Raw genomic sequence first — 474 nt, 5'->3', positions numbered from 1 at the left:
CCAATGTCACCACATATACTCGACGCTCATTACCCTCTTTCGCCACTAAACCTTGAATGTATTGCCCCTTCTGCAAGTCATACCAGTGACTCTGACCTTCAAAATCTTTTTCCATAAACGCTAACACAGGGATCTTTACCGGCTTGGGAAAATAACGCTCCCATACGCCGCCATAAATGGATTCAATCTTTGCCCATCCAGTTATAGGTAAAAATCCAGGTTGCTTTTGTCGACGACCCCAGGGTAACAACTCAATAGAGCCATCCTTTTTTAACACTGGCAGCATGGCTTTTGGATTAGGAAAATACATCCGCATGAATTCATCGCCGTATTGAAAATAAGCACCTCCGCACATCAGATCGTCTTCCTATGGCCTGTGGGCTTCCATGCGGGGGCTATTACATTTGGCATCTCACTACGTCCGATCACAGGCATTGGTGCCACGGTAAATTCGCCGTAGCGTTGGTTAATCTT

General features: G+C 46.0%; 1 protein-coding gene. It reads right to left on the bottom strand.

Annotated features, from left to right (window positions below; translation table 11 throughout):
• Positions 1-355 (bottom strand): hypothetical protein (locus E8Q33_RS15005; protein WP_136555703.1); only part of this gene is annotated, 355 nt, incomplete at its 3' end.
• Between the last annotated feature and the right edge of the window lie 119 nt (positions 356-474).

Origin of the sequence: Methylophaga sp. SB9B (genome assembly GCF_004832235.1) — a bacterium.
Lineage (GTDB): Bacteria > Pseudomonadota > Gammaproteobacteria > Nitrosococcales > Methylophagaceae > Methylophaga > Methylophaga muralis.
The sequence above is the reverse complement of the archived record's forward strand: the minus strand, read 5'-3'. Positions and strand labels throughout refer to the sequence as shown.